At 33.9% G+C, this 22,619-nt stretch carries 22 protein-coding genes; 6 read left to right on the forward strand and 16 right to left on the reverse strand.

Features of this window, described 5'->3' with window-relative positions:
* Positions 1 to 246 precede the first annotated feature (246 nt).
* A complete protein-coding gene (locus tag KA814_RS01325; protein WP_019470083.1) occupies positions 247 to 438 on the forward strand; it encodes a hypothetical protein in 192 nt (63 codons plus the stop codon).
* 181 nt (positions 439 to 619) lie between these two features.
* Here the strand turns inward: KA814_RS01325 and KA814_RS01330 are convergent, their stop codons facing one another.
* Positions 620 to 889, reverse strand: coding sequence for a DUF1413 domain-containing protein (locus tag KA814_RS01330; protein WP_019470084.1), 270 nt, complete (start codon positions 887 to 889; stop codon positions 620 to 622).
* Positions 890 to 1,078: 189 nt separating this feature from the next.
* Here KA814_RS01330 and KA814_RS01335 point away from each other — a divergent pair, with 189 nt between their 5' ends.
* Both KA814_RS01335 and KA814_RS01340 read left to right on the forward strand, forming a co-directional pair.
* Entirely contained in the window at positions 1,079 to 1,786 is a 708-nt protein-coding gene (locus KA814_RS01335) for an SDR family oxidoreductase (protein ID WP_064209290.1), read from the forward strand.
* Between the two features lie 73 nt (positions 1,787 to 1,859).
* Positions 1,860 to 2,360, forward strand: coding sequence for a GNAT family N-acetyltransferase (locus KA814_RS01340; protein ID WP_064209291.1), 501 nt, complete (start codon positions 1,860 to 1,862; stop codon positions 2,358 to 2,360).
* A gap of 129 nt (positions 2,361 to 2,489) precedes the next feature.
* Here KA814_RS01340 and hisIE read toward each other — a convergent pair whose 3' ends face one another.
* From hisIE to KA814_RS01405, 13 genes are all read right to left on the reverse strand, one after another.
* Entirely contained in the window at positions 2,490 to 3,119 is a 630-nt protein-coding gene (gene hisIE / locus KA814_RS01345) for a bifunctional phosphoribosyl-AMP cyclohydrolase/phosphoribosyl-ATP diphosphatase HisIE (RefSeq protein ID WP_064209292.1), read from the reverse strand.
* Positions 3,116 to 3,874: an imidazole glycerol phosphate synthase subunit HisF gene (gene hisF / locus KA814_RS01350; protein ID WP_064209293.1), complete on the reverse strand. Its 759-nt coding sequence runs from the start codon at positions 3,872 to 3,874 to the stop codon at positions 3,116 to 3,118. Before hisF ends, hisIE begins: the two co-directional genes overlap by 4 nt.
* Positions 3,871 to 4,575: a 1-(5-phosphoribosyl)-5-((5-phosphoribosylamino)methylideneamino)imidazole-4-carboxamide isomerase gene (gene hisA / locus KA814_RS01355; RefSeq protein ID WP_064209294.1), complete on the reverse strand. Its 705-nt coding sequence runs from the start codon at positions 4,573 to 4,575 to the stop codon at positions 3,871 to 3,873. Before hisA ends, hisF begins: the two co-directional genes overlap by 4 nt.
* The gene (hisH, locus tag KA814_RS01360; protein ID WP_019470090.1) at positions 4,575 to 5,147 is read right to left on the reverse strand and encodes an imidazole glycerol phosphate synthase subunit HisH; all 573 of its coding nucleotides are present in this window, start codon (positions 5,145 to 5,147) and stop codon (positions 4,575 to 4,577) included. The genes hisA and hisH overlap by 1 nt, the downstream gene beginning before the upstream one ends.
* Entirely contained in the window at positions 5,144 to 5,722 is a 579-nt protein-coding gene (gene hisB / locus KA814_RS01365; protein WP_046206801.1) for an imidazoleglycerol-phosphate dehydratase HisB, read from the reverse strand. The genes hisH and hisB overlap by 4 nt, the downstream gene beginning before the upstream one ends.
* Entirely contained in the window at positions 5,709 to 6,704 is a 996-nt protein-coding gene (locus KA814_RS01370; protein ID WP_210122647.1) for a pyridoxal phosphate-dependent aminotransferase, read from the reverse strand. The genes hisB and KA814_RS01370 overlap by 14 nt, the downstream gene beginning before the upstream one ends.
* Entirely contained in the window at positions 6,697 to 7,959 is a 1,263-nt protein-coding gene (gene hisD, locus KA814_RS01375) for a histidinol dehydrogenase (RefSeq protein WP_064209404.1), read from the reverse strand. Before hisD ends, KA814_RS01370 begins: the two co-directional genes overlap by 8 nt.
* A complete protein-coding gene (hisG, locus tag KA814_RS01380) occupies positions 7,949 to 8,566 on the reverse strand; it encodes an ATP phosphoribosyltransferase (protein WP_019470094.1) in 618 nt (205 codons plus the stop codon). Before hisG ends, hisD begins: the two co-directional genes overlap by 11 nt.
* 16 nt (positions 8,567 to 8,582) lie before the next feature.
* Positions 8,583 to 9,398: an ATP phosphoribosyltransferase regulatory subunit gene (locus KA814_RS01385; protein ID WP_046206802.1), complete on the reverse strand. Its 816-nt coding sequence runs from the start codon at positions 9,396 to 9,398 to the stop codon at positions 8,583 to 8,585.
* A gap of 392 nt (positions 9,399 to 9,790) precedes the next feature.
* The gene (locus KA814_RS01390; protein ID WP_046206803.1) at positions 9,791 to 11,089 is read right to left on the reverse strand and encodes a D-serine ammonia-lyase; all 1,299 of its coding nucleotides are present in this window, start codon (positions 11,087 to 11,089) and stop codon (positions 9,791 to 9,793) included.
* A 438-nt stretch (positions 11,090 to 11,527) separates the two neighbouring features.
* On the reverse strand, positions 11,528 to 13,687 hold the full coding sequence (locus KA814_RS01395) for an RNA degradosome polyphosphate kinase (RefSeq protein ID WP_019470097.1): 2,160 nt from the start codon (positions 13,685 to 13,687) through the stop codon (positions 11,528 to 11,530).
* A 67-nt stretch (positions 13,688 to 13,754) separates the two neighbouring features.
* Entirely contained in the window at positions 13,755 to 15,284 is a 1,530-nt protein-coding gene (ppx, locus tag KA814_RS01400) for an exopolyphosphatase (protein WP_064209295.1), read from the reverse strand.
* A 162-nt stretch (positions 15,285 to 15,446) separates the two neighbouring features.
* Positions 15,447 to 16,988 (reverse strand): AbgT family transporter, encoded by a 1,542-nt coding sequence (locus tag KA814_RS01405; RefSeq protein ID WP_064209296.1) that lies wholly within the window; start codon positions 16,986 to 16,988, stop codon positions 15,447 to 15,449.
* A 193-nt stretch (positions 16,989 to 17,181) separates the two neighbouring features.
* Here KA814_RS01405 and KA814_RS01410 point away from each other — a divergent pair, with 193 nt between their 5' ends.
* Complete coding sequence (locus KA814_RS01410) at positions 17,182 to 18,000, forward strand: SDR family oxidoreductase (RefSeq protein WP_064209297.1); 819 nt, start codon at positions 17,182 to 17,184, stop codon at positions 17,998 to 18,000.
* A gap of 115 nt (positions 18,001 to 18,115) precedes the next feature.
* Here KA814_RS01410 and KA814_RS01415 read toward each other — a convergent pair whose 3' ends face one another.
* A complete protein-coding gene (locus tag KA814_RS01415; RefSeq protein WP_019470101.1) occupies positions 18,116 to 19,192 on the reverse strand; it encodes a M42 family metallopeptidase in 1,077 nt (358 codons plus the stop codon).
* A gap of 199 nt (positions 19,193 to 19,391) precedes the next feature.
* On the opposite strand from KA814_RS01415, the gene KA814_RS01420 reads away from it, so the two are divergent.
* A complete protein-coding gene (locus KA814_RS01420) occupies positions 19,392 to 19,907 on the forward strand; it encodes a thioredoxin domain-containing protein (RefSeq protein ID WP_019470102.1) in 516 nt (171 codons plus the stop codon).
* Positions 19,908 to 20,051: 144 nt separating this feature from the next.
* On the opposite strand, the gene KA814_RS01425 is transcribed toward KA814_RS01420, so the two are convergent.
* A complete protein-coding gene (locus KA814_RS01425; RefSeq protein ID WP_210122648.1) occupies positions 20,052 to 21,635 on the reverse strand; it encodes an FMN-binding glutamate synthase family protein in 1,584 nt (527 codons plus the stop codon).
* Positions 21,636 to 21,813: 178 nt separating this feature from the next.
* On the opposite strand from KA814_RS01425, the gene KA814_RS01430 reads away from it, so the two are divergent.
* Entirely contained in the window at positions 21,814 to 22,587 is a 774-nt protein-coding gene (locus KA814_RS01430) for a CPBP family intramembrane glutamic endopeptidase (RefSeq protein WP_046206809.1), read from the forward strand.
* The last annotated feature ends 32 nt before the right edge of the window (positions 22,588 to 22,619 follow it).

A 22,619-nucleotide genomic window follows, 5' to 3' on the forward strand; every position in this document is an offset into this window, starting at 1 on the left:
TAACGAAATAGGTACTATAAATGGAATTTTATCGTTAACCTATGATGCGTATTTTTAAAATCAATCATTTTTAAAATTAAACAATTTGTCAATTTAAAAATGTGTGAAATATATTAAAAAGGACTAAAAGTGATTATTTTGTGAAATTAATCACAAAACACTTTAAATTCTTAACGTTATCGATTATGATAAGGGTGTAGAAGATAACAATGCCTAACGAAAGAAAAAATACGGAGTGATTATTAAATGAGAAAAGTAATTGAAGAAGTCATTTTTTCAAATGAAAGCAGTTATGATATATACACACATACTGGTGTGAATCAAGGCATTATTAATGACATTAAAGATGGATACAGAAGTATTGATTATATAGCTTATATTGATGCAGAAAAATTATACAACTATGGATTAGAAAAAAAGCTACTAGTAAGTAATTAATACACTGTATTCATCTAGTAGCATTGAAGTTTATACACATATACTTCATCGTATCTTGTGTGTAAAACTTCATGAATATTATTCTCCCTAGTATCACCTTTCATGATTTATTTAGAGCCCTTACAAAGTGGAAAAGCCTATGTTACTGTTCATCCAGTAACGTAGGCTTTTCTCATCATGATTAAACATAAGATTTAAAGTTATGTTTGATTTCATTATAGTTATAAATAGAATTATACATACGCATGCGAATGTGATCTTGTGAAGCATATGAAATACGCAATACATTACTTTGGGTGACATATTTTCTGAATTCACGTTCATATTGCTGGCGCTGGTTAAGCGATAGTCCAAGCCACTCTTCTTCATTAAACAATTGTTCAAAACGAAAGTCGAAACTTGTACTATCAATATTATTTCTTAGTTCTTTTATTCTTTCAGTGAAGTTCATGGATCATCCTCCTAATTTATTTAAAGATAAGTGAGTTATGTATGATATACCCACTTTATAATGATTTAGTGTATATGACAAGTACACATGCTTATGAGCTAACTCATTGTTTCAAGGGGGAGGGCACATGGTACAATCTTTGAGGACAGGGTATAAAATATAAAATACGTTTGATGAAAGGAAGATTCGATGGTTAAATTAGAGAACAAGGTTGCAATCATCACTGGTGCTAGTAGTGGCATTGGTGCTAGCATAGCAGAGGTGCTATCAAGTCACGGTATACAATTACTATTAACTGGTCGTAATGAAACAAAGCTGAAAGATGTTGTGAATCGTATTCGTTCAAACGAACATCATGCAAAGGTTGAATATTTAATAGTGGATGTGACACAGCAACAAGAAGTTGAACGTTTAATAGCATATGCAAAAGAACAATTCGGTCGCTTGGATATACTTGTAAATAGTGCGGGTCAAATGATGTCTTCTGCTGTAACGGACGGTAATGTAAAGGCTTGGGAATCAATGATTGATACAAATGTGAAAGGGACACTATATGGCATTAATGCAGTTATACCAACATTTTTAGCTCAATCTAGTGGCCATATTATTAACATTGCTTCTATCTCAGGTTTTGAAGTGACGAAAATGAGTACAATATATAGTGCAACGAAAGCTGCAGTGCACACGATTACGCAAGGATTGGAAAAAGAGCTGGCTAAAACTGGCGTTCGAGTGACAAGCATATCGCCAGGTATGGTAGATACGCCTTTAAGTGGCCAGACAGATTGGGGAGAACGTAAAAAGCTAGAACCCAAAGATATTGCTGAAGCGGTAGTTTATGCATTACAACAACCTTCACATGTAAATGTAAATGAAATTACTGTCAGACCAGTCTAATATATATTTTTAATGTTACGATGTTGAGTCAGTTAATAGTAAAGTGATAATATAATGTGAAAGTAGGTAGAGCATGGAGTTTAGATGTCTTAAGAAAAGCGATGTAGAAGCATATCGCTCATTGCGCTTACAGTCTCTACAAACTGATCCTACAGGTTTTGCTTCAACTTATCAACGTGAGCTTCATTTACCAATTGAACGTTTTGAAGAGAGGATAGGGTCGAATGAAAGACATTTTACAATGGGTGTATTTGACGATGGAAAATTAATCGGTTATGCAACTTTTTATCGAGAAATATTAGAAAAAGTGATGCACAGAGGTAATTTAGTCGGTGTATATTGTGATCCACAATATAGAAAACAAGGATTTACTCAACAACTAATTCAAAAAATGATAGATATTGTCACTGAACAAGGTGTGGTTAAAACTATAAGTTTATCGGTTCTTACGGAAAACCAAAGTGCTATTAAATTATATGAAAAATTAGGATTTCAGAAATATGGCACTGAACCAAAGGCACTTTATGATGGCAAACGGTATTATGATGAAGATTTGATGGTGTTATTTGTATAAAAAATTAATAAATTCAAAACTATAGGCTAAAACAGTTATGATCTGTTTTAGCCTATAGTTTGATATATGAGTATATATTAGTGAAATTAACTGATTATGAAAAATCATGAGGCAATCAGTAAATCGAATTTACCAATTTTTTATATCTGATCTTTCTCCTTTAAAGTTATTGGAAACTTGATGACGTTTTGACAAAGTTTTCTCAATATCTTCAAATTTGATGTTCAATGCATGTAAAAGTACAAAAAGATGATACATTAAATCAGCAGTTTCATTTGTTACTTCTTCTTGATTAGATTTCATAGCACCGATTACGACTTCAAAAGCTTCTTCACCAAACTTCTTCGTGATTTTTTCTAAACCTTCATTCAATAAATATTGTGTGTATGAATTTTCTTTATTAGAGTTAGCACTTGAAGATACAGTGTCTTCGAGCTGTTGTACATAGAAAGGAACCGTTGTATTGAAACAACTCTGGCTCCCAGTATGACAAGTTGGTCCATTGGGAATTACATCTATCAATAAGGTGTCTTGATCACAGTCTAGGTGTACATTTTGAACGACTTGGGTGTGACCAGAAGTTTCTCCTTTGGTCCATAAGCGGTCTTTAGAACGTGAATAAAAACAAACCTTCCCCTCAGCTAACGTTTTGTTGTATGCATTTTCATTCATATAACCAAGCATAAGCACTTGTTTTGTCTGAACATCTTGTAGTATGGCAGGAATAAGCCCTTTACTAAAATCAGGTTGTTGTGTCATCTTATTGGAATACCTCCTTGAGCCATTGATTGTTTAATTTCATTCACTGTGGTTTCTTTGTCATGCAGTATGCTAGCAGCTAATCCTGCCGAGACATTTGTTTGTTTGAATAAATCTACAAAATGCTCTGGATTGCCGCCACCACCAGAAGCAATAATAGGGATGTGCACAAGTTGTTCAATCTCATGTAAATGTTTAACATCAAAGCCTTGTTTCATTCCATCGTGTGTCATGCTCGTTATTAATAATTCGCCAGCGCCAAGTGCCTCCACTTCTTGAACCCAGTCATAGACACGTTTATCTGTACGTTTTTTTCCGCCATGTGTATAGCAATAATAATCATTTAACTCTGTATCAAAGTTACTATCTATAGCGATACAAATACATTGGCTTCCAAATTTTTCACTGGCTTCTTGGATAAAAGCAGGGTGCTTTAGTGCGCTAGAGTTTAGAGATACCTTGTCAGCACCATGATTTAGCAACTGGGAAATGTCATCAATTGTGGAAATGCCGCCTCCTACTGTAAGTGGAATGAATAGTTTTTCAGCAGTTTCTTCAATAACATCTAACATAAGTCCATGGCCTGCTTCAGTTCGAGAGATATCTAAAAAGACTAATTCATCTGCACCTTGCTCGTTGTAATAAAGTGCATAATCCACAGGATTTCCAAGGTCACGTAGCCCTTTAAATTGTATGCCTTTGACAACGCGGCCATCTTTCACATCTAGGCAGGGGATAATTCTTTTTTTAATCATGATAATCCCTCCCAAAATGCAGGGTTGTGAGCAGCTTTACCAACGATTGCTGCATGAACACCAAATTTTTCTAATTGTTCTAAGTCTTGTTGATGACGAATACCCCCAGAAGCAATGACAGGTTTTTGTGTTGCTTTGACAAGCTGTGCTGTTATTTCAAAGTTTGGGCCAGCCATGCGACCATCTTTAGAAATATCCGTATAGATGATACCTCCCAATGGTAGCGATTCGATTTGCTGAACCAAATCGAATAAGTCTAGATGTGCATCTTGTTCCCAGCCGTTTATTTTTATTTCACGCTGATATGCATCTACTGATAGATAGAGTTTGTACGGATATTGATAAGACATTTTGGCTAACCATTCAGTATCTTGAATGCCTTTTGTCCCAATAATACAATAGTCTATACCGTCAGCAAAATAAGCTTTGATTGTTTCATAACTACGTATACCGCCACCAACTTCCATAGGTTTATTGGTCAGGCTTCTTAATTGTTTGATGTAGTCCTGTTCAATAGATGTTTGCTGCTTGGCACCGATTAAATCTACAATATGAATACGATCTACACAGTCGAACTTGTCATAAAAAACGACGCTATCTTCGGCACTGCGCGTCATTTTTTCTTCTGAATCATATTTTCCTTCAGTCAGTCTCACACTTGTTGCATTAATTAAATCAATAGCTGGCCAAATATTGATCATTATAAGAAACCACCTTTCAGAGCTTGATTAAGTATCGCTAAACCATCTTCACCACTTTTTTCAGGATGGAATTGGATACCTATAAAATTTTTATATTGAACAATTGCAGGAATCAACGTGCCATAGTCTGCATAAGCAACAACATGATCTGACATTTCAGCTTGATAGGAATGTACAAAATATACATCTTGCGTTAATGTTGTATAATTGCTGATTAAATTATTCCACCCTAAATGCGGTACCGGATAAGGTGTTTGAATAGGTATGATATTTCCTGGGAAAAGTTGTAATCCTTCTACATCACCTTCTGCGCTGTGTTCATAAAGCAATTGCATACCTAGACAAATACCGATGATCGGTTTATGTGATATATTTTGTAAAATAGACTTTAATCCCCGTTTTTCAATCGCTTGCATAGCATCTTTAAAATGACCTACACCAGGTAATATAAGGGTATCTGCTGCCTCAATATCCTCTACACGATCTGTTAAAATTGCATTAAAACCTAAACGATTAAGCGCACGTTGTATGTTTTTAATATTTCCTAAACCATAGTCAATCACTGCAATCATTCAATCACACCCTTAGAAGAAGGAGTGATATTAGCGTCATTTGAGACTAATGCATCTTTAAGCGCACGAGCAAAAGATTTAAATATACTTTCTATTTCATGGTGTGTGTTTCCACCGCGAATTAAGTCAATATGCGTTGTTAGACGTGAGTTGATAACAAGTGCTCTGAAAAATTCCTCAACGAGTTCAGTATCAAATGTACCTACTTTTTCTTTACTGAATTGAGCATTAAAAGATAAATAAGGTCGTCCACTAATATCTACGACTGTACGCGCAAGTGTTTCATCCATGGGTATGTAACTAACCCCGTAACGTTGAAAATATTTACGTTCCTTTACCATCGATAACAGTAACTGTCCAAGAACAATACCAATATCTTCTGTCACATGATGATCATCGACTTGAACATCTCCATTTGCTTCTATATATAAGGATAATTGGCTGTGAAAAGTAAAGAGTGTCAACATATGATCCAAAAACCCAACGCCTGTATGAATATTACTTTCACGGTGGTCATCAGCCAGAGAAATGCTTAATTGTGTTTCTGCTGTATTACGTGTTTTATTTAGTATCATATTGCGACCTCCAATTTTTAATAAGTATAAATAATTGATCTAATTGTTCATCTGTAACAATAGAGTATCGTACATAGTCAGACATTTCTGGTTCATCGTATAATCTTGGAAGGAATCCATTGTCTTTAATATAAGCACCTAAACTTTGCGCAGCTTCTCCTTTGGTTAATACGAAATTTGTAGCAGAAGGGAAGACTACCATGACATCGTCAACAAGTTCATGAAACATATCTTTTAATTTTCGGGCAAGCTGTCGTTGTTGCTTTATAAACGCGCGAGTCATTGTTTGATTTTCAAACATATAAATCGCGATATGAAGCGTAATTGTATTCAAAGGATACGGATGCTCAATGCTTTGGATGAGTTTGATGGTATCATTAGTACCGATGAGCACACCTAGTCTTAAGCCAGCGATACCAAACGCTTTCGAGAGCGTACGCATTTGAATAACATGAGGTTGCATCTTAATATCATAAGATTCACCAAAATCTAAGTAAGCTTCATCAATGATAAAGTAACCACCCAATGTTTGCATCTTATCTGCAATAGCCATTAAAAATGTCGTACTATATTGTAAGCCAGATGGATTATGTGGATTACTCATAATAAAGAATGCAGGCTGTACTTCATCAATTCGTTTTAAAATCATTTCTAAATCAAATGTTAAATCTGAATTTGCTGGTACAAATTCAATAGGTCGAGCTACCTGATTAGCATAAGCTTGATACATGAAAAAGTCAGGATCTAAGGTCAATGCCGGTCCTTCTGTCATGATTAACATTAATTTTTGAATGAGCTCATCAGAACCATTACCTGCTATGACTTGATCAGGAGAAATATTATGAAAAGCTGCATAAGCTCGTTTGAAGCGCTCATACTCATCATCAGGATAAAAGTTAAATGCTGCCTGTTGAATAATTGTTGCAAGTTGTTCATTAGATAATGGTTTAAGTGGACTTTCATTTTTATTAATTCTAATCATTGTGTGGCTCCTTTGTTGTTCGAATTTCTATGGATTGTTCGTGATTATACAAGTGTTCAATATGTGCTAATTTACGTGCGGATTGTTCAATGTTTTTAAATGTTTGTTGTGATAAATCTATGACAGAATGTCTCGTTAAGAAATCATTCACAGATAGACCATTGGTAAAACGAGCAGTCTGATTTGTAGGTAGTACATGGCTTGGGCCAGCAATATAATCTCCGATAACTTCTGGAGAATAATGTCCTAAGAAGAGTGCACCTACATATTTCACATGGTTGATATAGTCATGTGGACATTGTGTTTGTATAGATGCATGTTCCGGTGCAATTTGATTCATCAAATCGCAAGCTTCAGTAAAGTTTTCTACTGAAATTAAGAAGTGATTGTGTTTTAAACTGGCTTCAACAATAGGTTGCCGTTTGATTTGTCTTAGAGTTTTTTGAATATTATTTTCTAATTGTTGTAATAAGTCTTTATCTTCGCTGATGACAAATGTTCTAGCGAGTTCATCATGTTCTGCTTGAGCAAATACATCATAAGTAATGGCATTTATGTCAGCCGATCGATCAATGATTAGTGCAATTTCACTTGGACCAGCAATCTGATCAATGCCAACTTGCCCATATAAATATTTTTTGGCATAGGCAACATATTGATTTCCAGGTCCAACAATTTTATCCACTTTAGGAATTGTCTCAGTACCATACGCAAGAGCAGCAATACTTTGTGCGCCACCAACTTGGTAAACTTGATCAACACCAGCAATATAACAGGCAGCAAGTACAATATCAGGTATACCTTCAATTTGTGGTGGAGTAACGACGACGATATTTTTAACACCAGCAACTTTAGCAAGTGTTACAGTCATTAACACGGTGGAGGGATAGCTAGCTTTACCACCTGGGACATAGACACCGACACGCTCTAACGGGTGATATAATTCGTAACATTCTGAATTATCCTGCTGATGCTCTTGTTTAATAGACATTTGATATGCCTTAATTCTGTCATGACTTTGTTCAAGAGCTTCCCGTATAGATGAGTCAATGCGTTGATAAGCAGTAAATAAGTCTTCCTTAGAAACTGATAATTGTGATGCTTCTACTTTGTCTAGTTTTAGATTGTATTCCTTTAAGGCGTCGTCCCCTCGAAATTTCACTTGATCACAAATTTCTTTTACGATTGGATATAAATCTTCGTTTAGTTCAGATTGGTTCAGGTAGTTATTCATAAATGTTTCTTTATTTGTAATCAATGAGCGTCACCTCCAAAGTTTTAATTAAATCATCAATTTCAGTTGATTTTTTAAAATATGATGCCTTATTTGTAATGAGTTTAGCATTGATGTTTTTAATCTTTTCTTTTTCAACTAAGCCATTTGACTTTAAAGTAGTACCAGTTTGAACAATATCAACAATGCCATCTACCATATCTACCAAACATGCCAATTCAATTGAACCTGATAGTTTTACAAGCTCAACATCTAAACCTTGTGCTTCAAAATATTGACGTGCTGTTTGGGTATATGAAGTAGCTACTTTTTTAAATTGATAAGCTTCTGGTTTAGCAGCAAGTGAAAAGTGACATTCGCCAAAAGGTAAATCCAGTAAGTTGTTAATAAAATAATTACCTTCTTCTAAAATATCGCTGCCGACGATGCCAATATCTGCAACGCCTTGTTCAACATATATCGGTACATCACTACCCTTGACTAAAATAAATTGTATATCATTAACTGTTATAAGTAATTGACGCTCTCTTTGTTCAAGTGCATATGCTATTTCAGTTTCTCTTATTTCATTTAAATACTTTATAAAACTTTTAAGTAATCTACCTTTTGCCAATGCGACAGTAAGCATGATTTTCACTCCTTGTTTATAGTATAAAACCTAGTCCAAAGCCTTCTAATTTCCCTTTATAAAATCCACCAGTGAGACGCTGAGTTTTATTATTTTTTAAATGACATTTCATGAATGATCCTTTGTAATAAGAACGTGGTGGTCTAGGGGTTATATCAAGATGAATTTCAGTAATATTTTGTGATTTAAACCATTGTTCCCACCGATGTAAAGACTGGATGGTGCGATGGTCATGCGGAAATAGTTGTGTTAATAAATCAAGTTGTTCAGTTGTTTTTGTAGTGAGCAACTGTACCACAGGATGCGCAAGACCTAACTGTGCAGTTAACTCTGAAATATTTCGCTCTTGTATAAGATTTAATATCGATTGGCTTTGTTCGCTAGCTGCTAATAATAAATCGATTAATTGATAATGTCCTAAAATGACAAAGTCGATATCATCATTCAACGTATATTTAATAAAGTTATAAAACGTTTTAAAATCGTTTTGCATATCTGTAACAGTTGGGTTGTAATGTTCTATACCTAATTGAGTGTAAACTTCATTATTTCTGACTATTGGACCACTATAAGCTAAACGTTGTTGTTCAGGTTGATAATTACTGTAGTAACGCAATAATTGGTCAGTGAAATCATTGCGCAAAGCAAAAATATGATGGTCATGTTGCCAAAAGCTACGCTCTGTCATTTGTTGTAAATCATCAGGCGTAAGTGATTGCCAGGATAATGATTCTATAAAACTAAAATCAACAAGTTTAAAATCCGCTTGTTGAAAATGTTTTAAAAATGATAATTCATATTCTTTGTTATTAATAAGTGCTTTCGTATCCATAGTATAATGACCATCCTTTATTAAATACTTTGTTTCTCTACCGAACTAAAGTGAATTGATAAAACATACTTTAACACAGTTGATTTTAGAATTCAATAAATATTCAGAAAATATTCTTAGCAACGTGACTTTAGACGCTTTTATCTATATTTATATAAAAAAATAAAACCTAAAATATTGTTTTAGGTTTTAGAGTTAAAGTAAGTGTGACGATACCACTTCGAACATATTATATTTATTATAAATTTTAACCAAGCCTAATGCCATCATTGAAAAAGAAGCAAGGTTATTATATATGCGTTTTTTAGATAAGGTATCGAGCAAAACATAAAGTGGGGTGTATACTTAAAGTTAAATGTTTGTTGTCAGGTATGTTTCTAAATCGTTGACGTTTATGATTGTTTGCCTTGAGCCACATATTTTAACATTTCTTCCTTAGGTACCATATTACCGCCAGTTGCCCATACAATATGATTGGCATTAGATAAATTAAAATGAGTTTTGTCGGTATGTTTCAACACTGCTTTTAAACCTGCAAACCCTGATGCTGCAGAGGGTTCAACAAATATACGTTCCTTTTGACTAAGCAAATATAAATATCGGTACATTTGTTGATCTTCTACAGTAAAAGCACCATATAATAATGAATTCATTATATGACCAACGAGTTTTGAAGGTCTGGCAACAGCAAGACCATCTGCATCAGTACGGCCGTCTAATCCAATATCTGTTACAGCTATTTGGTTGTGCAGTTGTGTCATCATTCCTAATGTCATGCATGGTGCATGTGTAGGTTCAGCAAAAAGACAATACACATGATCGCCAAATACTTGATTTAATCCAAAGGCAACACCACCTGGACCTCCACCAACACCACAAGGCAGATAAACAAAAAGGGGATGTTGTGCATCTACTTGTATACCTTCATTGCTAAGTTGTGTTTTTAACCGTAAAGCAGCAACTGTATAACCTAAGAAAAGATCAGCAGAACCTTCATCGTCTATGAAATGACAAGTAGGGTCGTTTTCTGCAGCCTTCCGTCCTTCAGCAACTGCATATTGATAATCAGATTGGTGCTCAACAACTTTCACACCGCGTGACCGAAGTAAGTCCTTTTTCCATTGGCGCGCGTCACTAGACATATGTACAATAACTTGAAAGCCTAATTGTGCACTTATGATGCCAATACTTAAACCTAGGTTACCAGTTGAACCGACAGCAACGGTATATTTACGAAAGCACGCTTTATATTTTGATTCGGATAAAATTTTGTAATCATCTGTATATTTTAAACCACATTCCTTTATAGCGATAGATTCAGCTAGTTTTAGAACTTCATATATACCACCTCTTGCCTTTATAGAGCCTGAAATAGCAAGATGACTATCGCATTTAAGCCATAATTTACCACTTTGCTCAAGGTGTTCAGAGTCAACTAATGCTTGTTGCATAAAAGGGATTGCTTTTAGTGGGGATTCAATCAGACCATGGTCTTTTTCAGTTTTAGGAAAAACATTACGTATATAACTACTAAAACGTTCTAACCTTGCTGCAGCATCTTCTATATCATCTAATGAAAAAGGGAATGTTTCATCATTACGAAAATTTGGATTTTTCCAAAATATCGGTTTATATTGTTGCATGTCATTGACTAAAGGAAATTTACTTTTTAATTTTTCAACATTTATCATAAGTGACACCTCATAAAAGTTAATAGTATTTAGTGTTTATTATAGCAAAATTAGATACATAAGATGTTATATAACTGATATTTCAAAATGCTATAAGTTGAGAATGAGATGAATTTTTTATTATTTAATAAGAGGATATCATACGAAACCGATAAAGATGATTTCGCAATAAGGATTACCTGAGCTTTAGCTCATGCATAAGAACCACTAACCCAACAAGTTGGGAAGTGAATAAGTTTACTTTCTCTCTGCTGTTCGAAAGCATAAGAACCACTAACCCAACAAGTTGGGAAGTGTATAACGTATACTTTCTCACTTGCTGCTCGAAAGCATAAGAACCACTAACCCAACAAGTTGGGAAGTGAATAAGTTTACTTTCTCTCTGCCGTTCGAAAGCATAAGAACCACTAACCCAACAAGTTGGGAAGTGGTTCTTTATCATCGTTTAAACGTATCTTTTAGTTTAGAAAACCATCGATTTTTATGTTGTATAGGAACTTCTTGTGGCAGGGTAGAAGCTTCTTTTAATTTTTGGCCAAATGTCATCGCTTCTTTCATTAAATAAGCCTGTGAATTTAATGGTGATAAATTATTATGAATATAATGATAATAACCTTGTTCGTCCTGATATCGACCTTTTTGGTTATCTGATAATTGTAAATTCATATAATCTAATAAGCGTTTAGCAATTTTTTTATCTTCGACAGGGAACAATATTTCTACACGCTTAATCATATTACGTGTCATTGCATCTGCTGAAGAGAGGTAAATTTTTTCATCACCGTTATTATGGAAGTAATAGATACGAGAGTGTTCAAGGAAACGCCCAACGATACTTACTACTTCAATATTATCGCTGACATCTGGGATGCCTGGTTTTAAACAACAAATACCGCGAATAATTAATTTAACTTTGACACCAGCACGAGAAGCTTCAAATAATTTAAGAATAATATCTTTATCTGTTAATGAATTCATCTTCATCATAATTTTTCCATTACCGTTTTCACGATGTGATTTGATTTCTTTGTCTATTCGAGCTAAGAATACATCACGTATGTCGTATGGAGCTACAATGAGTTTATTATATTCTGGTTTCAATGTATATCCACTGAGGTAGTTAAAGAAGTTAATAGCATCTTCTGCTATTTCTTGATTTGTTGTGATAATGCCCATATCTGTATAGAGCTTAGCTGTTTTATCGTTGTAGTTTCCAGTACCTAAATGTACGAAAGATGTGAGTTTGTTATTGTTGCGTTTGACCACAAGCGAAATTTTACTATGCGTTTTCAAATATGTCATACCATAAATAACATGACAGCCTGCATCTTCTAACATTCTTGCCCAGTGAACATTATTTTCTTCATCAAAACGTGCTTTTAATTCAACGAGCACAGTTACTTGTTTACCATTTTCTGCAGCTGTTTTCAAACTATTAATGATTGGTGAATCTTTACTTACACGATATAATGTTTGTTTAATAGCAATCGTGTTCGGATCATTTGCAGCATCACGAATGAAATCTACAATTGGTTCAAAGGATTCATAGGGATGATGAAAGAAAATATCACGTTTTAATGATAAATCAAAAATGTCTTCATTACCCAAAGATTGAGGTGGTTGTGGTAGATATTTATTATATGTTAAATGTTTTAAACTATTAGATAAATGGTCTACAAGATCGAAAAGCAGTGTTAAATCTAATGGACCGTCTACAAAATAGACATCATTATCATGAACTTCCAACTGATTGATAATCCAAACAACGTCTTCATAAGTTGCTTGTCTTCCGTCTATCTCTAAACGTACTGCTGTTCCGCGTTTACGCTCTTTTAAGAAGCGTTCTATTTCAATTAACAAATCTTCGGCACCATCTTCATGGATGGTTAGATCGGCATTACGTGTAATTCTAAAGGTGAAGGTATTTAACACTTCATAGCCAGTGAATAATTCATTAATATAATAAGTGATAATATCTTCTAACATTACAACGTATTGAGTTTGACCTTGATTTAATGTATAAAATCTTGGAATTAATGATGGTATTTGTACAATAGCCGAATTAATTGCATCATCGGTATCAATATCTACAAATATATTCAAGCTTTTATTGTTTAATTTTGGGAAAGGATGATAAGCATCGATACCTAATGGTGTTAATGTAGGTAAGATACCTGTTTTAAATTCACGTTCTAACTGTGGTAATAAAGACTCTGGTAAAGATTCAGGTTTTGTTACTTCCACACGATGTTGTTTTAACAGTTCTACTAATTCGTTATAACGTGCATACTGTAAATCTACATATTTTTTATTTTTTATTTTTATTTGCTCAAGTTGTTCTTTAGGTGTGAGTTGTGCTTTGTTCTCAGGTTTATCATAGCCCATTTTAACTTGATCTTGTAATCCGGCCACACGCACCATAAAGAATTCATCCAAGTTAGAGCTAAATATAGAAATAAATTTTAATTGTTCCAATAAAGGATTGTTTTTATCTTCAGCTTCTTGTAATACGCGATAATTAAAATCTAACCAACTGAGCTCTCTATTATTATAATATTGTGGTAAATTTAAATCTCTCTCTCCCAATTTCTTTTGCATAATTCTAATTCCACCTTATTGTAGTCTTGTTAACATATTTTGCTACGTACAATTTATCATATGAATTTTAAGATTTTGTAAAGATGATAGAAAGATTTTCTTTTAAAATTTTCTCGATATGCTTTTTTTGTCTAAGTGATTGATATTCTTCAGCAATCGGTTCACCAATATAATGGACATACAAAGTATAAGCACCATCTTCTTCTTGTAATGACACACGTTCCACTGGGCTAGTATGTGATATATTTAGGGCATTTACAAATTTAATAATACCGCCTAAAAATTGAATATGATCCAACTCTTTGCCACGTAGCCATGCGGTCTCTTGGCTATAAAATTTTAAAAGAGATTTATTTTTAAAGCTTGCTAACATTGCAAGTTTGACGCGATCTTCATGTGGAAAACCATCAATCATTGAATTCGCTATAATATAATACGTATGCGGTGAACTAGAATCTGCGTCAATAAATCTTCCTAAATAATATAAATATGCACCTTCCGCAAAAAGTTCTTGCTCTTTTTTAGTAACTTGAATTTTATCTAAGTCAATCAGTTGTGATAACAATGATTGAGCCAATTTAACGCGTTGTTTTGCACTAGATTCTTCGATGCTATATTCATTAGCTAAATGATATAATGCATCTTTTCTAATATTTTCTTTTTTAAATTCTTGTGGGTGACGTTCGGATATCAACTTCATTATATAGCCCTCACGTAGCCCTTTACGTGAGAAAGTGAAGTGGGTTGCATTGATTTGTTCGAATAAAGTTTTGAATACGGATACTGCTGGTAATATGATGTCTATACGGTCTCTGCTTAATCCATCAATATCTTTTAAGTCATCACGTGAACTCTTTTTAATTATTTTATATACCTCATCCATATCTTCTTCAGTCATTGAGTAGTTATGAACACCACCAATGGGATAAGAATGTTCTGACTGATGAATGCGTGCTACGTTACGAGCTGATCCACCAATACCGACTAGAGCGATGTTTTGGTCTTGTAACCATGGTAGCTGTTCGAATTGCTTAGCTATAAATTTTTCCATTGCTTTAATTGCAGATTTATCATTATGATCTTTATCTTCGAAGAATTTTCGTTTTAATGTTACAACGCCAAATGGGAAACTATGCGCTTCAATGATCGTTTTATCTTTGAATAAAGTGACTTCTGTAGAACCACCACCAATATCGATAGAAACACCATCTTCTACATCTGTAGTATGAGTGATGGCATAAAAACCATAAAAAGCTTCTTCTTGATCAGGAATAATTTTGATGTTGATGTCAAGTTCGCTTTTAATGTGTTTGATGATTTCTTTTTGATTGGTAGATTGTCTAATAGCAGCTGTCGCAACAGGATGTAATTCGTTTACTTCAAATTTATTAGCGACGCTTTTAAAGCTGTGTAATGTTGTTGTCAACACATCGATACCATCTTGGTTCATCTTTAAATCATCGGTTAAATATTGACTTAAGCGTGCGGGCGTTTTAATATTTAAAATTTCATTTAATCCTGTTTTAGTATCGAATTCAAAAATAACTAACCTTATTGTATTTGATCCGATGTCTACTAATCCTATGCGTTCCATAATCTCCTCCTGTATATATGAGGTAAATAGTTGTTTATAAATTTATTTACCCACTTTTCTCTTTAATATTACAATAAATAGCATGATTTGTGATATATCAATTGAATATTGTTCAATTCATGGTAATGATTTTTATATAGTTTGAAATTTAATATTGTTTTTGACTTAATCATTGATGTGTAAAGGGCCTCCAGGGCCTAATGGCCAGCCAAGTAAGTACCATATAATCATGAATATGGGCCATACAATACTTAGAATAATGGTATAAGGCATTAAACTAGATAACAGTGAGCCTAATTTCATGTGTTTATCATATTTTTGAGCATAAGATAAAAGTAATGGCAAATAAGGCATCATTGGCGTAATTGGGTTACTAATTGAATCTCCAATTCTATACAACATTTGTGTGAATGCAGGATGAAATCCTACAATTATCAGCATTGGAATAAATATTGGAGCAAGAATTCCCCATTTAGCAGATGCACTACCGATTAATAAGTTAATGAGCGCACCTAAAAAAATCACTCCTAAAATAAGGACGATACCGTTTTGATCTTGAAGTACTTCAGCACCTTGTACTGCTACAATCACACCTAAATTACTCCATTCTAAAAATGCCAGTAATTGTGCTGCAAAAAAGACAATAACAATAAAAGACCCCATAGAAGCCATAGAATCAGCAAGCATCTTACCTAAATCTTTAGAATTTTTAAATTCCTTCATTAACATGCCGTACACCAAACCAGGCACCAAAAAAATAAGTAAAATAATTAAACCAACCCCATTAATAATAGGAGAATCATTCAATAAACTACCAGTTTTGGCATTACGTAAGAAACTATTTTGTGGTATTGCCATAATGATAAGTAAAATAAGTGTAGTGAAAAAGCTTATATTTGCCCAAAACACAGCCTTACTTTCTTTAAGTGTTAATCCTTGATTAGTATCATCCACTTTAATATTAGACTGTGTATCGTCATATGAGCCTAAACGGGGGATGACAAAACGCATTGTAACCCAATAAATTGTTGGCAATAATACAACGACACTAGCTGCAATAAAGTACCAATTCATCGCTACATTAACTGCAATTTTATCAGAAACAATCTTTGTTGCTGGTTCTGTAAAGGCATAAAGCAATGCATCTGACATTCCTATCATGACATTCGCAGAAAAACCACCAAGTGCTGATGCGTAAGCCATCGCTAACCCGGCAATAGGGTGATAGCCTAATTTAATGAAGACCATCGCTGTTAACGGTGGTAAAACAATCGTTGCAGCATCTCCTGCAGAATTGCCAATAATACCTATAAGTATTATTACAGGCACAATGATTTGCTTGGGTGCTTTATGAACAATTTGTACCATTAATTTATCAAAATAACCTGTTTTCTCAGCAATACCTACCCCAAGCATCACTGATAATACTAAACCGAGTGCAGGGAACTCAGAAAAGTTTTTGATCGCATCATTCAAAATCATAGCAATACCATCTTTGCTTAAAATATTTTTGATGGCAATGGTATTACCTGTTCCAGGATGTTTTACTGTGACATGAAAAAGTGAAACAACCCATGTAATGATTGCGAGCCCAAGACACATTAGAAAAAACAATATACTTGGATCAGGTAATCTATTTCCAATTTTTTCTACAATATTCAGAAATTTATTTATAATTGTCGATTTTTCTCTCGTATTTGACCCCATTATTATTACCTCCCCAATAAGTTATCGAAATTATAACAAACTCATTTTGAAATGAGTATGATAAATTTTATGTTTCCAAGCAAAAGGCATCTATGAATGCTTTATACAAAGGTTTTAAAATTGATTTAAAAAGGAAATGTATTACAGATAAATTAATATTGAACAGTAGGGAAATGAAAGGGGAAGTTCATAGATGAGACGATTAGAAAATAAGATTGCTGTGGTAACAGGCGCTAGTACTGGCATAGGATCTGCTTCTGCACAAATATTGGCAAAAGAAGGGGCACATGTTTTAGCGATTGATATTTCTGCATCTGTACATGATACAGTAAAAGTAATTAACCAGGGCGGTAATAAAGCTTCAGGATATAATGTAGATGTATCAGATGCACATGCAGTAGAACGGCTTGCGCAATCTATTAAAGAAGATTATAATCATATTGATATTTTATGTAATAATGCTGGTATTGATAATGCCGCTGGACGTATTCATGAATTTCCAATCGATGTGTTTGATAGAATTATGAATGTTGATTTAAGAGGTACATTTTTGATGACTAAATTCTTTTTACCACTAATGATGTCAAATGGTGGCTCTATCATCAATATGGCGTCATTTTCTGGAAATGCTGCAGATTTAAATCGTTCAGCATATAATGCTGCAAAAGCAGGTATCATCAATTTCACTCGATCAACAGCGATAGAATATGGACGTGAGCATATCAGAGCGAATGCAGTCGCACCAGGTACGATAGAAACACCACTTGTAGATAAATTAACAGGTACTAAAGAAGATGAACAAGGAAAAATATTTAGAGAAAATCAGAAGTGGGTTACGCCTTTAGGTCGTTTGGGCACACCTGATGAAGTAGGTAAACTCATTGCTTTCTTGGCTTCTGATGACAGTTCTTTTATAACTGGTGAAACCATTACAATTGATGGTGGTGTGACGGCATATACTTGGCCAGGAGAAATGTTGAGTGATGCGCGTTGGAAAGATTCTACAGAATAATTTAGAGTGAAAGTGATATTATTTGAGTTTAATAGTTATTAAGAAGCACCAAAAAGCCGTAAACATTAGTGGTAGCACTTTGTTTACGGCTTTATTTTTTATAGGTTTGAGTGGTTTACCAAATGATGTTATCTACGGCATCGTCGTTTAAAGATTTAACGATTTCAGTGACTAAGGCAACCGAATTTTTATAGTCATCTGTATGCAATACAGAGACGTTTGAATGCATATAACGTAGAGCGACACCAATAGAGACCGTAGGCACACCTTCATTGGCAACATGAATACTTCCAGCATCAGTACCGCCACCAGGTGTAGAATCTAACTGGATATCTATATTATGTGCTTTAGCTATTTTTTTAATATGGTTTGTAAAACCAACATGACCTATGTTTGAAGCGTCCATAATAATGACTACAGGTCCTTGTCCAATAGCTGTCTCGCTAGTTTGGCCAGACATGCCTGGTGTATCATAGGCAACAGCTACATCGACAGCAAGAGCTAAGTCAGGTTTAATCTTATTAGCTGCAACTTTAGCGCCACGAAGACCTACTTCTTCTTGTACGTTAGCGCCTGAAACTAAATTAATATCAATGGATTCTTGTTTAAGGTTGTTTAAAACGTCTACAGCAAGGGCGCAACCATAACGATTATCAAAAGCTTTGGCAGTTAAATACTTGCTATTAGCTAGTGTTTCAAACTCACTGTATGGTGTGATCATATTGCCAATTTCAATGCCGAATTGTTCAGCTTCTTTTTTACTTTTAACTCCAATATCAATGAACATATCTTTTATTTCTACATTTTTTTTACGTTCTTCGGGTGATAAAGCATGTGGTGGTTTGGAGCCAATAATACCTCTGATTTTCTTGCCTTCATCAGTTGTGACAGTTACTTTTTGAGATAACATCACTTGGTTCCACCAACCACCAATAGGTGTGAATTTTAAAAATCCATCTTTATCAATTTTAGTAACTACAAAACCAATTTCATCTAAATGACCTGCCACCATTAATGTCTTATTACCAGTAGAGGTCGTTTTTTTACCGAAAATACCTCCCAGATTATCTTCAATAATTTCATCACTTACTGGCGTCAAATAATCACGCATAAGTGTTTTTACTGCTTTTTCATGACCTGCAATACCGTCAACATTTGTTAATGATTCTAGTAATTTTATTGAATTGTTCATGTTATACCCCCTAATCAAATATTTATATTCATTTTATCATGAACTTTGATATAAGCTAATTGTTTGAGCTTTGTGTTATTAATTTAATTTACATAACATTAGATGAAGTTTACGTTGCACGCTATTGTAAGGCTAAACGTGTGCATTCAATACCTGTCCATGATTCAATATAATTATAAACAAAGTGGAGGGATAGACGATGACAGAAATTAATTATTTAACAATAGGCTCAGAATCAGCACCGATTAAAGTGGAGTCTTTTATCAATTTAGCTTGTCCATACTGTAAAAACTTCTTTTTCGCTGCAGACACTGTATTAAAGCCATTCATTGATCAAGGGAAGGTTCAACATACAATTAAACATTTTGATAAAACGAAGCAAGGCTTATTAAAAGGAACAATAGCAAATATATATTTAAACTATCAACGACCTGAAGAAACCTTAGATATTATTCGTGAGTTATACCAAACACAAGCTCAATGGAAAGTAAGTTTTTCGACAATTGAAGCCAAAATGGAAGAAGAATATAATCTCACACCTCATAAAGAAGCTGACGATCGTTCGTTAGCGATTCATGAAGAAGCATTTGAAAGAGGAATTAAAGGCATTCCGACCGTTTTTATTAATGGTAATTTATTTGAATTCAATCCATTGGAAGATCAACAAGAAACGATAGAATCTAAGCTAACAAAGCAATTGAATCACTTTATATGATAATGAACCATCGGACTTAAATATCTATTTGCAAAATAAATACGTCTGGACATCAGTGATTCGTCCCAGACGTATGCTTATCTTATCCTTCGAAATGTTGTTGAAGCTTATTTTTAACAAAGGTGTTTGTTTTAATCTTTGAAGTTAATTATGATTTAGTAAGTTTAATTTATAATCATGTATGGATTGAATGTTACCGTCTTTCTTTTTGATAATGATGTGTTCTTTCGATATCTGAGTTGGGGAAGTTACACCTACAGCGGCAGCAATGTTAAATAAGCCTTCATGTAAGCTGGTTACAAAATTAGTGACGCGGTATTTTTTTTCATCTATAATTAATCCCTTTTCACGTTTTGGATCTGTTGTTGCAACACCTACAGGACATGTGTTCATATGACACTGCCTACTCATAATACATCCGACACTAATCATCATACCTCTTGCAACGTTGACTAAATCAGCACCTAGACCTAATGCAATCGCAATTTTATCAGGTGTTACAAGTTTCCCTGAAGCAAATACTTTAATTCGATTGCGTATACCATACTTTTCGAGTACACCTGTTAAGATTGGTAAAGCAGTGAATAAAGGTAAACCTATGCCATCTTGCAATTCTTGAAATGTTGCACCAGTGCCTCCTTCGCCGCCGTCAATAGTAATAAAATTCGGAAACTGATTTGTTTCAAACATTGTTTGTGCGAGCGCTTCTACTTCTGATACTTTGCTGATTACAATTTTAAAACCAACAGGTTTTTGACCTACTTTTTGTAATTGTGTAACCCAGTCTAATAAATCGGTTGGATTATCTATAGATTCAAAACGGTTAGGGGAATTAATCGTCCTCCAAGGTTCAACATTACGAATATCAGCAATTTCTTGTGTGACTTTATTACCTTGCATATGGCCGCCTCTTGTTTTTGCACCTTGTGCTAACTTGATTTCAAAAGCTTTGACCGTATCTTCATTTGCTAAACTTTGGAAAGCATTCATATCAAATTCTCCCGATTTATCTCGTACGCCAAATAAACCTGGACCTATTTGAAAGATGATATCTGCATCGCCCGATAAATGGTGTTTTGATAAACCGCCTTCACCTGTATTCATCCAAGTTCCAGCTTGTCCTAATCCTTTGGATAGCGCCGTGATTGCATGACTTCCTAATGCGCCATAACTCATTCCTGATTGACCAACAAGCCTTTTAAGTTTGAACGGATGTTTCAGTTCAGGACCTAAAATAATGGCATCTTCATCTGTTAAATAAAATGGATCTATCTCTGCTTTTGTGCGATGTTCGTCACGATTAAAGAGTCGTTCATTATCAATTGTATAAATAAATGATGAAATCAACGGTGATTGATTAATATGTAATTCTTTAGATTGCAACGGAAACATCGTATTTTGAATGTAAAACCCATCTTCATAATCCTTTTGTGTACCAAAACTAGTCATTCTTGAATTATATTTACCAGCTAATACAATATTGGTGTAATCATTACGAGAAAAAGGTTTGCCTTTGGTATCTGCTAAAAATAAATATTGGCGTAATTCTGGACCTATTTTTTCACCAAAATATCGAATACGTGCAAGTAATGGATAATTGCGTAAAACGCTATGTTGCTTTTGTCGTTTATCCTTAAAAAGCAATACAGCCCCTAAAACAAGTACGCTTATTAAACAAACGACAATGATTACGTTGACGATAAACTGTAAAATAGTCAAAATAGTCATGTAACATTCCCCCTTAATATAGTTATATAATACAATAAATTATGCAATTTACAATGTGTTCCACTGTAAAGGGGTAGAATGGTTAATTGTAATTTTCAAATAGAAAAGTAAATCAACTTATAATAATGATAAAATATTGTGTTATATTATTGTTAAACAGCTACAAGGAAGGTGACATATGACTGACAAATCATCAGCAACGCCATTAACCAAAAAGCATATATGGCAGCATCAGAAAATTGTTAAAAAAGACTTTTGGTTAATCCCTATATACATCATTGCTAATTACCTTATACCACTTATATTAACGCTGATATTAATCGTATCATATGACATTTTTAATATTGGTAGTAAGTATCGTTTAAGTGATATGAATATACTGATTTTTGGTGGTGTTATTGCTGAAATATGTATCATCTTAAGTTTTTATGGCATGCATACTAAAGATAATATTACAGCAATTGCGATCAACAGGTTAAAATCAGTTCGTAAATATATTTTGCTTATTTTTATAGCATACATATCTACGCTCTTGTTGAATAATTTATATGATTGGCTTATGACTTTTTTACCGAAGTCATTACAATATCATGAAACACAGAATCAATTGATTTTAGAAGCACTATTTCAAGACAATTGGATGCTCCCATTTTTATTTTTAGATATTGTTATTTTGACGCCGATTATTGAAGAGTTATTATTTAGGCATCTCATCATTCATGAATTAGGTAAAAAAATTACATATGCTGCTGCAAGTGTATTATCAGTTATATTATTTGCTGGTATTCATGTATTAGGGGCTACATCCCCATTTGAAATCGGAAGCTATATTTTTATTGCGATTGGTCTAGTATTTGTATATTTGAAAAGTGGGAAAAACCTAGCAGTATCCATATCACTGCATGCTTTTAATAATTTAATATCTTTTATTGCGATTGTATTTTTAAAATAATGTTTGCGTATGATATTTAATGTTGTGTTTTG

It is taken from the genome of Staphylococcus sp. GDY8P196P, from assembly GCF_017891705.1.
Taxonomy (GTDB): domain Bacteria; phylum Bacillota; class Bacilli; order Staphylococcales; family Staphylococcaceae; genus Staphylococcus; species Staphylococcus ureilyticus.